The organism is Sporomusa termitida (genome assembly GCF_007641255.1).
GTDB lineage: Bacteria > Bacillota > Negativicutes > Sporomusales > Sporomusaceae > Sporomusa > Sporomusa termitida.
Window position 1 is genome coordinate 4,170,040 of the sequence record NZ_CP036259.1, and the last position, 13,263, is coordinate 4,183,302.

Consider the following 13,263-nt stretch of genomic DNA (forward strand, 5'->3'; position numbering starts at 1 on the left):
TGCCATTGACTACGCCTTGGCGCTGCGGCTCCAGGTAGCGGTCCAGGTTATTCGCAGCCTATACCTGTGTCGCGAGAACCGTCCCCATGACAAAAATTAAAACTGCTCTGCATAGGTTTGTTCCATTATTTTAATCAGTTTATACAGCAACTCATTGTTTGGCGTCGAAACTCCCAGCCGCAAGCCTTCCCGATAAACAGCACCATTAATAAATTCCACCTCGGTCTGAGTTTTGTTTTTCATGTCCAGCGCAGTGGATGGCAGATGAGCATATAACTCAGGGTTAATCGGTGTTTTGCCCTTGTTCACGCTCAGTTGTTCATCGGTAAAACAAATTCCTTTCGCTTTGGCTACCGCAATAACCTCATCTCTAACCGCCTGCATAACTTCGGCCATGCCTTCAGCCGCCAGGGCCTGCCCCATACTTAACCGTAGTAAACCAAACACGGCATTGGTGGAGTTGTTTCTTAGCTTGATCCATACTTCACTGTCAATATCTTCCTCTACAATGACCTTGATACCGCTGGCCCCGAACAAGCCGGCAATTTTCTTCATATCATCATTAATAATTTTTTGGGCGGAGCCAAAACAAATCTTAGAATGATTGCTGATAAACGCCCGGATATGTCCGGCATCAACTGCCTTGCCGGCAAATTCCATAATCCCGTAAAGGATCTTTTCCCGCCCATAGTAGTTAGCCAAAATCTCAACATTGCCGATCCCGTTTTGCAGGGTCATAATATATGTATTCTCTCCGGCAATACATTGGGCTGATTGCGCCGCCGCTTCGGTACAACAACTTTTTACTAAAAACAGGATAACATCCATTGGCTCCTGAATCTCACCGGGTGACTGTACTATGTTTATCTCGATATGCTCTTCTCTGTCATGACTGCTTATCTGTAAACCCTTATGCTGAATATGCCTGACGAGAGCCGGGTTAGAATCAACCAGCCACACGTCTGCACCGGCATTTTTCAGCATAGCGCCTGCCAGACAGCCCATGACCCCGGCGCCAATAATCGCAAATCGCACCTGAATCCCTCCTAAATGCTCCGATTGACCCTGCCAGTCTGCTAACAGGCATTTTTTTGCGTGGCCGCAGCAATTCGGCCTTTAAAATAGCTGATAATGGCTGAGGTTATGAGAACGGACAAAATCGAATACAGACCCTTCTCCGCCCCAACCGAATAGAAATAGGCAACCACAATGCTGCCATCAACCCAAAAGGTTACTCTGCCCGGATCACAGCCGAATCTTTTTTGCAGGTAAAGGGCTAATACATTAACCCCCCCTAACGATGCCCCATTCCAAAATAACAGGGATAACCCCAGGCCTAATAAGCCACCGCCGGCAATGGCCCCCATGTAGCCCGGCAAAATAAAATCCGGTAGCCAGCGATTAATTTCCGTAAAAAGAGCAAGCGTTAACACCGCAAAAAATGTCGATAGCGTAAACTGCCAGCCCATACGGAAAATAGACAGCAGATAAAAAGGGATACTGGTCACCAGTAAGGCAACAGCGAATGTGGTATGAAACAAATAAGTGATACCAAGGGCAATGCCTGTTGTTCCCCCGGTTACCAGCTGGGAATGACTGAGAAATATGACCCCGCCGCAAACAATCCCACAGCCCAGAATTACGTTCAGGATTTTCCGGAAAATATGCATCCCTCCTTCCGTCAGCCCTTTTCCCTATGATATAGCCTCCAGTTACTGGAGAGTCAATAGTTTAACAGGAATCTGAATCTCTGTAACATGCAGGTGTTTCTCGGCCGTAATATAGTCATCAATCAGTGTACATTCGATGGCATGGCCGGCAATCTCATAACCGCTATTGTTAATAAAGGCTAATAATATATCGTAATATCTGGAGGACTGGCTATGATTTCCCCGATAATAAATACAGGCATACTCCCCTTCTGCCAAATACCGGACAAATGCATGATTATGACCGGCCAGAGAATCTTCCCAGAATATAAAGACCGAGCTGTATTCCTGAAATCTCCCGGCCTTTAGGTTTACCCCCGCTACAGTCAGGCCGACCCTGCCGATAAATAACGAAGGGGTAATGCCGGTTTCATTCTCCAGTTTGCGTAAAGCAAGCTCCCATTCCGGTTCTGTACAGATATATTCATCAATACATATAATTCGCCGCTTGGTAATATTTTTCAGGAAAGGCTGCTCTACTGCCTCAATAGCTAAGGCTTGTTCAAGATCATCAATTCTATTGGCGAACTGGCTGCTGACTGCATTGAGGCTCCTTATCCGGTCGTGGGTAATGCGCTGCCGGTGTTTTAATAGCTTGATAAAAGACTGAATGTCCCTGCTGCCCAGGTGCTTTTGGATTTCTTTTAAAGAAAATCCCAGAAATTTAAGGTACTTAATTGTATTTAATTGTTCAAACTGTTCGGTTGAATAATAGCGATAACCATTATTTTGATCCACTTCAATCGCCTTAAATAATCCTATCTCATCATAATAACGCAGCGTTTTTACCGGGATATTATGCAATTTTGACATTTCGCCGATTGTAAACCTGTTTTTCATTTTCTGCCCCCTTCTCTATAACTGAACCTGCACGGCTAAGAGATTTGTCACCCTAAATAAAGCACAACTTCGGTGCAAGTTGTGCCTTATTTTCTCTACAGCATTCATTTGTCCTGCAAAAATTGCTAATATGACAAACCTCTGTCATATTTAGTGTTATAATTACCTGGGGTGATAAAGTATGAAAATAAACCGGCTATTTGAGATAACAACCATTTTACTTAATAAAGGAAGTGTTACTGCCCAGGAACTTGCTGATCGGTTTGGCGTCTCAACCAGAACAATTTACCGGGATATTGATGTGCTATCGTCGGCAGGCGTGCCGGTGTATATGAATAAGGGAAATGGCGGCGGCATTCATTTACTTGAAAACTACGCGCTAAGCAGAACGCTTATTTCTGAGCAGGAAAGTGAAAGCTTACTGCTGACAATTAAAACACTGCAGGCAACTCATTATCCTGAACTTGATAGAGTGCTCGAAAAACTTGGGTCCATATTTAAAAATACACCGGTTTATGATTGGGTAGAAATCGACTTTTCGCCCTGGAGCAGTTCGCCCAATGAAAACCATAAGTTTAATCACATCAAACAGGCCCTGCTGCAGAGCAAAGTCATTCGCTTTGACTATGTAAACGGTGAAGGGAGGAAAAGTAATCGTCTGGCAGAACCGGAAAAATTGATTTTCAAAAACAATGCCTGGTATTTAGCCGCCTATTGCCGGCAGCGCCAGGAACAACGGACCTTCCGGATTTCCCGGCTGAAAAACTTAACCGTAATGTCTGCAACATTTGCCCGCAGGCTTTTGCCTGCACAAAACCCCAAAGAGTCAAATAACAATGCTGCTCCAACGCTTATTCCATTAAAACTCCGCGTTCAGGCCAAGGCCCTCAACCGGCTCTATGACTATTTTGATGATTCCTATTTTATGCCCAACGCTGACGGCAGTTTTACGCTGGCGGCAGCACTGCCTGCGGGTGAGTGGCTATTCAGCTATATTCTGTCCTTTGGCAGCTTCGTTGAGGTGCTTGAGCCGGAACAGGTCAGACAAACAGTCGTCAAGCGAATGAAGCAAACGTTACAGATTTATGAATTGTAAAGGGAATGGGGTACTGCTTGATAACAAGACAGTACCACCGTTCCTCCGTCTTTCCTTTTTTCTTATTTGGCTGAGTCTATGCTCATACAGGGAGTGTTCAGGCCCTGGCAATAACGCCTGCATTATAGAACAGTAGTATGTGTTACCAAATACTGCCGGTGAAAGCCGCACCTCGCAAGATCTAAGCCCTAAAAAAATATAGGGATGTAAATCTTCCGTGTTTTATATTAAAATAGAATTAACCGGGTAGTCCCTTCTGCCTAGCTGTAAGTGAAACAAAACTATTAAAATCAGCAACTGAGTTGCAAATCACTTCAGCATAATATTTTGAGAGGAGATAAGATATGCGAGGAAATTTACAGTATTTCTTCTTAAAAATGCTCAGTCGACTGATTTGCTTATTGCCATATCGTTTGGTATGCTGGCTTGGCCGGCAACTGGGGATTATCGTCTATGTAGCCGCCAAGCGGCAGCGGGAGCGGGGCATAATGCAGGTGACCGACAGCCTGAAGCTTACCCAGGCGGAAGCAAGCGCTCTGATTCGCCGCATGTTCTGTAATCTGGGGCAAACGGTAATGGAAGTGCTGTACACACCTGCGTTAACTCCGCAAAACATCCGGCAGTATGTATCCATTTCTGGCTTGGAACATCTGCAAAAAGCGTTAAGCCAAGGACATGGGGTAGTTTTTCTGACCGCTCATATGGGTAACTGGGAATGGATGGCCGCCGCATTGTGTTATGCAGGTTTTCCCATAACTACAATAGCCAAACCACAACCCAATCCGCAGCACACCCGTATTTTAAATGAATTCCGGACTATGGTTGGACTGGAAGTATTCAACCGGGGAACATCGGACATGATTAAGGCGGCCCGGGCCCTAAAAAAAGGCAAGGTTTTGGGGTTCCTGGCTGATCAGGATGGCGGCACTGATGGCGTATTCTTTGATTTCCTCGGCAAAAATGCCTCGTCGCCTGTTGGCCCGGCCTATTTCGCCAAAACCTTTAAGTCTGTTATTGTCCCGGCCTTTACCTATCATCGGCCCCAGGGCGGCCACCATGTGGTTATTAAGCCGCCTGTGGCCTATCAGCATTACGATGATCCTGACCAGGAAATCTACCATAACACGCTGCAAATGACTAAAGTCATTGAAGAGGCCATACTAGCATATCCTGACGAATGGATATGGTTCATGAGACGCTGGAATACACAAAAGCCCGCGGCCTCTTCCGAGGTACATGACAGATTTGCTTAAAAAACTTTAGCGAGGCCCGGACTGCTTGTCCGGGCCTCGCTGTTTCAAGCTGCCGCATTAGGCACATGCTCTGCCTTACTAAGGAGCGTACCGGGAGAGATCTCCTCTACAGGAAAAATGCAGGGGTTGTCAGCCCATGGGATAATGGCAGGTTTTAGCGGCTCACTTTAGTGATAACGTCGGCAGTGATATCTGTGCCGCCATAGATGACAATCGCAGCATCAAGGATTACATGCAAGCCCTTCGCTGCCGCTATCGCCTTGATGGCCGCCTCAATCTTAGCTCTCACCGGGTCCATCAGCTCATCTTCGCGCTGAGCCTGCTGCAGCGCCAGCCTGTCGCTGTAAGCTTTCTTGTCTGCCACCGGCAGGTCTTTGGTATTGGTGTCATAATCTTTTTGGGCCTCAGCCCTCAAGTCCTGGATACGCTGCATGATCTCCTGGATGCCGGGATAGCCGGAAAAAACTTGCTGTCTGTCGACATAGCCAATTGTTTGCTCGTTTTTGGCTTTGGCGGCCAATACCGGCGCCGGCGTTAAAACACCAAACATACCGAAGGCGAAAAACGCAGCAATACTTATGGTTATCTGCTTACATATTTTGCTGTTTGCCTGTTTCATAATAAATACACTCCAATCTCTATTCATTTAGCTTTGCGGTCGTCCCGCCCGCTGCAGCAATCAGCAAAACTTGGCTTGTGCCAAGTCCTGCAGGACGCCGGCAGCAAATCTGTCTATATTTGTTCCTTTATTTGGCTAAATTCTATCATAGCCGCTTCCTGTTGTCGAGTTGTTTGTTGCTTTTTGGGAAGTAAGCATCGACAAGTGCTAAGCTCACTGCATCTTGAATCTAATTCCTGATTAACGGAAGTTTTTTTTGCTCATCCGAATTTTTACTTAGTTCGGTAATTTTTAGTCTCTTCGGCTGGCCAAATTCGTCATAATCTTCTTTAAAGGTATCATATTTATAAGGATTCCAAGCCACTTTCATCAAGGCATAAGTTACAAACGCCAACAAGATTAATGTGGGAATACCTCCCAAATTAGATAATGCCTTTAGTCCGTCCAGGCCGGCGAAACTCATGGTGATCCAGGCAACTGTACCCAGGATAGCACCCCAGATGATTTTCAAAATGGCCGGTGGCTCCGGACTGTCCGGAGAAATACCGAAGGTGCTTAATCCGGCTAAAGTAGCACACATAGCATCGGCCCCGGCAACATAGGTCAAATACGCAGTAGCAACAAAAATTGCACTGATCAAAGCACCGAGGGGTAAATGACTAAAGAAAGCATAATTGACCATTTCCGCCCCCTTGTTGGCCAGGATATCTCCCAGTCCGGCTTTCTGGAAAATTTGCATATGAATGGCGGTACCACTGAAAAACGTAAACCAAATCACATTAAACAAGCTCGCAAAAAATACATTGACAGTTACTACCGCCCGGACAGAATATCCATAGGAAACTCGGCCTAAAAACACAGCGCTGATAGGTGCCCAGGCCATCCAAGCCGCGAAATACCAAATAGTCCACCAAATTGGCCACTGATCTTCTGCTACTACTCCGGTAAATAAACTTTTGGAGAAGAAATTGTCCAGCATGTGGGCAAAGGACTCTATCCCCAGGTTGATATTAAAGAGCGTCGATCCAAATAGAATAACCCATGCGATAAAGAAAAAGAACACCCATAGGTTAATTTCAGCCAGTTTCTTCACACCATTAGACAGGCCTGTAATAGCGGAAATAACAAAAGCCACCACAATCGCACTCATGACAATCAACCATACAAACATGTTGCTGGGAACACCCCAAATATAATTAAGTCCCCCGGAAATCAATAGTGTACCGACACCTAATGAATTAGCAACTCCTAAAACCAAGGATAAAACAATAGCGGAATCTACTATATCGCCAATAATACCTTCGGTTCTGTTACCAAAAATAGGAGCAAGCATAGATGATACAGCAAAGGGCTTTTTCATGTTGTAGTAAGCAAAGGCAAACATAACGATAGGTATGCCATAAATGGCATATGGTAAAAAACTCCAGTGCATATATACGGTAGAAAGAGCAAAAATAGCGGCTGCAGGTGAGTTGGGTTCAATACCCAGAGAGGCCGGAGGCTGGGTTACATGATATACGGGTTCCAGAGCGGCCCAAAATAGGAGAGCGGTTGCTACTGTGACGGCTAAGCTGACGGCAAACCAGGAAAAAGGCTTTAATAGCGGTTTAGCATTGGAGCCACCGATTTTAACTCTGCCAAAGGGCATTACAACAACAGCAATGCAGCCAAAAAACATAATTACAGTAAGCACTTCATATCCTGCTCCGAAGAAACCCATTGACCAAACAGTAACCTTTGAAATCGTGGAAGAAAAGGTTTCTAAATTAACTAAGCTTAAAACTGTTGCAATAACTAGGATAATAAAAGATGGCCAAAATACCACTGATTTAAGTTTAATTGTCATGCTATCCCTCCTTAATCTAATCTTAAATTAGCAATGAATCAGAACTTTTGGATAATTCAGCAAGAACTAAGAACTGGTTTAAAATAGTATTTTACCGATTTTTTCTTCCACATTTCTTATATAATCGCAATCAATAACTTGTTTAGCTACCATTTCAATATAAGGTTCCAAAGGTGAATCGCATTCCATTACAGGAACAACTTTTCTTACCAGATTATAAACAGCCTTTGTTCCGGTAGCAGGTCCGATATTCTCGTAGCAGTCCAAAGCCTGTGCCCCGCAGATTAATTCAATTGCACAAATATACTTCGCCAGTTGAACGCTGTCATACGCTTTTTTTGCTGCATTATAGCCCATATTGACATAGTCTTCTTGATTAGCACAGGTAGCCAGATTATCGACAACCGCCGGATGAGATAAAATTCTAAGTTCACCCATGAGACCTGCTGCAGTATACTGAATCATCATTAAGCCGTTATTATAAGCAGCATTTTTATTCAGAAAGGCCGGTAGCTCACTAACCAGATGGTTCAGCATACGGTCAATACGACAGGCTGACATTTTGCATAAATCTGTAATGGCGATGGCTAAAACATCAGCGGCCATCCCTACGTAAGTACCGTCTGCATTACACCCCATTAGGGCAATGGCGGTGCCATCTGCCTGTTCGAATATTAACGGGTTATCTACCGCTGAGTTAAGTTCAATTTCTAAAACATCGAGACCGGCTTTAATAAATTTTTTTACGGCTCCATGGAGCTGTGGAACACAACGCAGTGAAAGCGCGTCTTGTACGCGGTGTCCTTTATATTTTTCGATAATTGCACTATCTTTTAATAGAGCGCGGATATTGGAAGCTGTCCGTTCCTGGTCAGGATGGGGGCGGACCTTCATAATTCGTTCATCCATTGACATTAACGTACCTTTTAGAACCTCCAGGGTCAACGATGCTGCAATATCCTCTGTTTTAGCAAGTGTTACTGCGTCGTACAAGGCAAGAGCTGTAAATGCAGTTACCGACGTAGTGCCGGAAACAATAGTAAGGCCTTCTTTTGATGATAAAACCGTTGGCTTAAGTCCGGCACTTGCTAATGCTTTTTTTCCGGCCAGGAGCTTTCCCTTGTACCAGGCTTTCCCTTCTCCGATTAGAACCATTCCGATATGGGCTTCTAAAGAGACATAGCCTACTGAGCCGTGCCCAGGCACTCTTGGTACTATATTATTATTTAACATATCCCGCAGCAAATTTAAAGTTTCAAGACGGATTCCCGTATAACCACAACCAAAATGTACCAGCATGATAAACATGATCGCCCGGGTGCACTCCTCATTAATTGGCTCGCCAACTGAACAGGTATGGGCCAGAATATGATTTCTCTGAATGATTTCTCGATCCTTTTCTGGTACGAATTTCCTGCAGTTATCCCCTAATCCGGTTGTCAAACCGTAGATGGCCTGACCTTCTTTGCTGAATTGTTCGACATAGCTCCGGCATTTGTTTACCCGATTGCAATATTCATCAGAAAATTCTACCTGCGCATATCCACGCGCTACACATATAACGTCTTCCATTGTAACTTTTTTTCCAAGAATAATTTTTTCCACTTGCTTCCCCCTTTTTTACTGTTTCATTTAATATAAAGGCCTTTACATGTATTAATAGCAATTATAGTGCCAACCATTAAAAGACCGTCTTTATAGGAAAGTAAAACAAACGGCTGCATTTTTGCTGTTAATTTTTTTTGCATTATGTTATTTTTTTTTGCATTTACATTGAATTTCCATGTGGTTGTGATAAGCTAAATATAAAGAAAAGTGAGTGAGTGGCAGGAAGGTTAAGGAGGGAGCGGCTTGTGAATTTATTCGATTTTGCGTTTGTTATTGGAGAAATGCAGGAAATAAAAGAGATTATTTGGAAGAATTCGTCAATTAAAAAAAAGTACCATTATAGCTGGTCGCTGAAAAAAGGCAGTCAAATGAGTGATATACTGCCGGATATTTCGCCGGATGAACAGGGAAAGATCATGCTTGATAGCGATGTTTATTTGTATGAAAGACTTTCTTTGTCTCCGGCTATGACCGTCTATCTTTTTTCCTTGAAAAATCAAAGGGAAATTTTCTTTGAGCAGGTATTGGAACTACTTACGGAAGGAATACAGATATATGACAAAAAAGGATATATGATTTATTGCAATAAAACAAGCCGTTGCATTTCCACAATACCGGACTCTATGAAAATAATCGGTAACCATATGCTTGACATATGGAATGTTAAAGAGGAGCGAAGTGCCACTCTTTCCTGTTTGAAAAAAAAAGCGCCTGTTAAAAACAGGGTAGACACATTTTCCTCTATTTCAGCCGGAGAGGTAACTACTATCAATACGGCCTATCCACTTTCCCAGAATGGCAAGATCACAGGAGCTGTCCTTTTTGAACGTGATATTTTGACAATTCAAAAGCAAAAAAGCGAGCTTGACACCAGCTTGAAAGCCTTAAAGGAATATACTGCTACCAATCCTTCGATAGAGCTTTCGAGTTATACTTTTGAACATATTATCGGCAATAGTGCTCCTTTACGTTCAGCAGTAGAATTAGCCCACAAATTCGCCTCGCTTGATTTCCATATTCTTTTAATTGGAGAAACCGGAACCGGTAAAGAAATGTTTGCCCAAAGTATTCACCGTGAAAGTGCCCGCAGCCGACAAAATTTTGTTGCGATTAACTGTGCAGCATTACCGGATACGCTTATCGAAAGTATATTGTTTGGAACTACTAAAGGAGCTTTTACCGGTAGTGAAAATAAAGCGGGGTTATTTGAAGAAGCTGATGGTGGAACACTTTTTCTAGACGAATTGAACTCTATGAGCCTGGCGATGCAGTCTAAAATTCTTCGTGTTGTTCAGGAAGGTACCTTTCGAAGAATAGGGGGGAACAAAGACTTAATAACTGATGTACGTATTATCTCATCTTGTAATGAAGATCCTTTTTTATTAGTGGAAAACAGCAAGATGAGGAGAGACTTATTTTATAGATTGTCCTCTGTACAAATTCAAATTCCTCCGCTAAGGGAACGACTGGTCGATTTAGAGCTGCTAATTGAGCGGTACATTAACTTAAAAAAATACCAGTTTGCAAAAGCTATTGATTATGTTGACCCGGAAGTATTAAAACTCTTTTGCAGTTATGATTGGCCCGGAAATGTACGCGAATTATTTCATGTACTCGATTATGCAATGAATGTAATGGCAGGAGGCGTTATTGATATATCTTGTCTCCCTTCCTACATTACGGAGAAGAGTTCCTCAAAAACAATACCATTATTACCAACTTCTGACATTGATATTTTTCATTCCAAACTGGAAAACATAATCGGAGATTATGAAGCTGAACTGCTAAAACAAGTGTTAGAATACTATGGAAACAATATCTCACATGCTGCAAAGTCTTTGGGAATATGTCGTCAGAGTCTCTCCTACCGCCTTCATAAGTATGGAATCGTTGTCTGATCGTAGCCTCTTTCCCTATTAAAGGAGGTTCTTGCTCCGTTCTTCCAGCGGCGTCTTGCTTTTGCCCTTACTTATGTGGACAGCCGGCGCACTCGGTGCAGGCCTAGACCGCTGTCACAATGGCGTTCATGTTTTCTCTAGTTGTAATTTCTTGATTTCCACAAATACGATGCTGCAGCAAAAGACGACTTCCGGCTACTGCCGGTTTGCCGTCTTTGTTTTTAGGGCTGGCTTAGTGCGACAGCCCTTTGGTTCTTTAAATAATATTTTTTATAAGCAGCTGCCCCTTACATATATATTTAGGTCGGTATGCTGTTCCGGTAGGGTCGACTGAAAAGTCAGGCAGGCAAATCTGGCGATTACACCGGGGACAAAGGTTTTCATGACTCCCGGAGCAATAATCTGCTGAGGTACGTCTGTCATCCAGTTTATGCCGTCAGGGCTAAGTTCAAGAGCAACACTGGCACTCTGCGTACCAGTGTTAATTACATAATAGGTATAATTAAAATGTTGGACGTTGAGTTTCGCTGTTGTCCGCACATTGTTGCCGGTTGTTACTCTTGCGTCGGTATCCAGTGTGTGGCCATTGTTATCACCAGGTAGCGGCTCCAAGAATGTTACTTGTAAAAAAGGCCAGCACCGCGAATCAAACGCTCTATTGCTACAAAAGCCTATTAATCCAGGCTCTTGCTGATTTCTTAGTTGTAAAAGCACCCCCAGGTTTGCGCTGACACCGGTATACCAATCGGTAACCAGTGATGTAAGGTCAAAAGTTAAGCAGCCGGCATTGGCCGCAGGTGCAACCGCGCTGGCCGCAGGTTCAGTGTTAAACAGGATTGCTTTTCTTTTACACCAGGCTGAAAATATCTGATGCGCATCAATGGTCGTCTCCTCCTGGAAGCAGGTATTCTTAACCACAAAAACATTGAGAGTACCGCGCAAAATAGTCAGACAAGGCGGCAAAGCGGTAATGTCAAAATCAATAAGCGACTGAAACACCCGTTTCTTACGACCTATTGTCAATATCTTATTGCTAAAGCGCCGTTGCCGGCAGCGGCTATTCACCAGCGTTATATTCTTAACAGGAGGCTTAATGGTTTTCTCCCCCACCTGCTCCGCCCCTCCTTTTTGCCATAGACCCCGCAATTTGATATTATGTACAATTTGCCTCCAAACTGGTCGGAGACAAATTAAGCAGGGCTGAAATCCATAAATCAATAGCTTACGACGATTGCCCCTGGAAGAAGATCGTAAGGTCTACGGCGCTGGCGGCATTAACAGCGGCGTAGTATACTCTGGCATATTTAAGAAAAATACCGGAAACTAACCCGGTGGCAGTATTGGGGCTGAGGGTAACGGCCGCACTGTCGTTAAACCACACCACCCCGTCAGGACTAAGCTGCAACTGAACCGTGGCCTGGGCATCGGGGTCAGATGTAGCTTCGTTCACCAACCCGAACGAATATGTTGCCACCCCCAAGACGGTATATGTTTCGGACGGTGAACCGGCGATATCAATAAGGCCGGTTTTAGCTTCGGCTACATCAGTGGTCGACAAGGTGGAGACAACGGCTAAACCATCGCTGGTGATCAATAAGCCTCCGGTTGGCGGCGTTACACTCAGGCCGGAAGATGGGGCCGTGACAATCAGCCCATTGGCGGGGCCGGTTACGCTCAGGCCTTCCGTCGGCGCCGTCACTAAGAGACCGTTGACAGGGGCCGTTACACTCAGGCCGGACGCCGGCGCCGTGACAATCAGCCCATTGGCGGGGCCGGTTACGCTCAGGCCTTCCGTCGACGCCGTTACTAAGAGACCGTTGACAGGGGCCGTTACACTCAGGCCGGACGCCGGCGCCGTGACAATCAGCCCATTGGCGGGGCCGGTTACGCTCAGGCCTTCCGTCGACGCCGTCACTAAGAGGCCGTTGACAGGGGCCGTTACACTCAGGCCGGACGCCGGCGCTGTGACAATCAGCCCATTGGCGGGACCGGTTACGCTCAGGCCTTCTGTCGACGCCGTTACTAAAAGGCCGTTGACAGGGGCCGTTACACTCAGGCCGGACGCCGGCGCTGTGACAATCAACCCATTAGCGGGACCGGTTACGCTCAGGCCTTCCGTCGACGCCGTCACTAAGAGGCCGTTGACAGGGGCCGTAATACTAAAACCGCCGACTGGAGCTGTTACAGACAAATAACCGCCGTTTTCTGTGATCAGAGCAGCGTTTTCCGAACCATAGATTTTAATTCGCGCCTGATCGGGAACGTCCTGGATAATCTTAAAATTTGGCATTATTGCGTCACTTCCTTTCAAATAATAGCTTTTTGTAGATTTCTCTACCCAACGTATAATATGTCGTGCCAATAACTTATGTGACGGCTTTTTCCTTCTTATGT

General features: G+C 44.8%; 11 protein-coding genes. 3 read left to right on the forward strand and 8 right to left on the reverse strand.

The genetic code is table 11. From position 1 onward, the window contains the following. Positions 1-96 precede the first annotated feature (96 nt). Genes SPTER_RS19480 through SPTER_RS19490 form a run of 3 tightly spaced genes read right to left on the reverse strand, consistent with a single transcriptional unit; the run spans position 97 to position 2,549 of the window. Positions 97-1,035: a ketopantoate reductase family protein gene (locus SPTER_RS19480; RefSeq protein WP_170233336.1), complete on the reverse strand. Its 939-nt coding sequence runs from the start codon at positions 1,033-1,035 to the stop codon at positions 97-99. Positions 1,036-1,076: 41 nt separating this feature from the next. Then, positions 1,077-1,670, reverse strand: coding sequence for a YitT family protein (locus SPTER_RS19485; RefSeq protein WP_144351917.1), 594 nt, complete (start codon positions 1,668-1,670; stop codon positions 1,077-1,079). 42 nt (positions 1,671-1,712) lie between these two features. After that, positions 1,713-2,549 carry a MerR family transcriptional regulator gene (locus SPTER_RS19490; RefSeq protein WP_144351918.1) on the reverse strand — a complete coding sequence of 279 codons (837 nt, stop codon included), beginning with the start codon at positions 2,547-2,549 and terminating at the stop codon, positions 1,713-1,715. 181 nt (positions 2,550-2,730) lie between these two features. On the opposite strand from SPTER_RS19490, the gene SPTER_RS19495 reads away from it, so the two are divergent. Together SPTER_RS19495 and SPTER_RS19500 are read left to right on the forward strand one after the other, a co-directional pair. After that, positions 2,731-3,645, forward strand: coding sequence for a helix-turn-helix transcriptional regulator (locus SPTER_RS19495; RefSeq protein ID WP_144351919.1), 915 nt, complete (start codon positions 2,731-2,733; stop codon positions 3,643-3,645). 344 nt (positions 3,646-3,989) lie between these two features. Beyond that, positions 3,990-4,898 carry a lysophospholipid acyltransferase family protein gene (locus tag SPTER_RS19500; protein WP_144351920.1) on the forward strand — a complete coding sequence of 303 codons (909 nt, stop codon included), beginning with the start codon at positions 3,990-3,992 and terminating at the stop codon, positions 4,896-4,898. A gap of 154 nt (positions 4,899-5,052) precedes the next feature. Here SPTER_RS19500 and SPTER_RS19505 read toward each other — a convergent pair whose 3' ends face one another. The 3 genes from SPTER_RS19505 to SPTER_RS19515 form a co-directional block, all read right to left on the reverse strand. Then, entirely contained in the window at positions 5,053-5,517 is a 465-nt protein-coding gene (locus tag SPTER_RS19505; protein ID WP_170233337.1) for an OmpH family outer membrane protein, read from the reverse strand. A 229-nt stretch (positions 5,518-5,746) separates the two neighbouring features. Next, positions 5,747-7,363, reverse strand: a complete 1,617-nt coding sequence (locus SPTER_RS19510) for a BCCT family transporter (RefSeq protein ID WP_144351922.1) — start codon at positions 7,361-7,363, stop codon at positions 5,747-5,749. Positions 7,364-7,441: 78 nt separating this feature from the next. Then, on the reverse strand, positions 7,442-8,968 hold the full coding sequence (locus SPTER_RS19515; RefSeq protein ID WP_211367333.1) for an HAL/PAL/TAL family ammonia-lyase: 1,527 nt from the start codon (positions 8,966-8,968) through the stop codon (positions 7,442-7,444). 248 nt (positions 8,969-9,216) lie between these two features. Here SPTER_RS19515 and SPTER_RS19520 point away from each other — a divergent pair, with 248 nt between their 5' ends. Next, entirely contained in the window at positions 9,217-10,869 is a 1,653-nt protein-coding gene (locus SPTER_RS19520; protein ID WP_144351923.1) for a sigma-54 interaction domain-containing protein, read from the forward strand. A 270-nt stretch (positions 10,870-11,139) separates the two neighbouring features. On the opposite strand, the gene SPTER_RS19525 is transcribed toward SPTER_RS19520, so the two are convergent. Beyond that, entirely contained in the window at positions 11,140-11,979 is an 840-nt protein-coding gene (locus tag SPTER_RS19525) for a DUF6385 domain-containing protein (protein ID WP_170233338.1), read from the reverse strand. A gap of 112 nt (positions 11,980-12,091) precedes the next feature. Further along, a complete protein-coding gene (locus SPTER_RS19530; protein WP_144351925.1) occupies positions 12,092-13,159 on the reverse strand; it encodes a DUF6385 domain-containing protein in 1,068 nt (355 codons plus the stop codon). Positions 13,160-13,263: the final 104 nt, after the last annotated feature.

Bases quoted from the DNA above. Each gene is read 5' to 3' on its own strand.
- SPTER_RS19495 (WP_144351919.1), top strand. From the start codon at position 2,731: ATGAAAATAAACCGGCTATTTGAGATAACAACCATTTTACTTAATAAA.
- SPTER_RS19505 (WP_170233337.1), bottom strand. From the start codon at position 5,517: ATGAAACAGGCAAACAGCAAAATATGTAAGCAGATAACCATAAGTATT.
- SPTER_RS19490 (WP_144351918.1), bottom strand. From the start codon at position 2,549: ATGAAAAACAGGTTTACAATCGGCGAAATGTCAAAATTGCATAATATC.
- SPTER_RS19485 (WP_144351917.1), bottom strand. From the start codon at position 1,670: ATGCATATTTTCCGGAAAATCCTGAACGTAATTCTGGGCTGTGGGATT.
- SPTER_RS19530 (WP_144351925.1), bottom strand. From the start codon at position 13,159: ATGCCAAATTTTAAGATTATCCAGGACGTTCCCGATCAGGCGCGAATT.
- SPTER_RS19510 (WP_144351922.1), bottom strand. From the start codon at position 7,363: ATGACAATTAAACTTAAATCAGTGGTATTTTGGCCATCTTTTATTATC.
- SPTER_RS19500 (WP_144351920.1), top strand. From the start codon at position 3,990: ATGCGAGGAAATTTACAGTATTTCTTCTTAAAAATGCTCAGTCGACTG.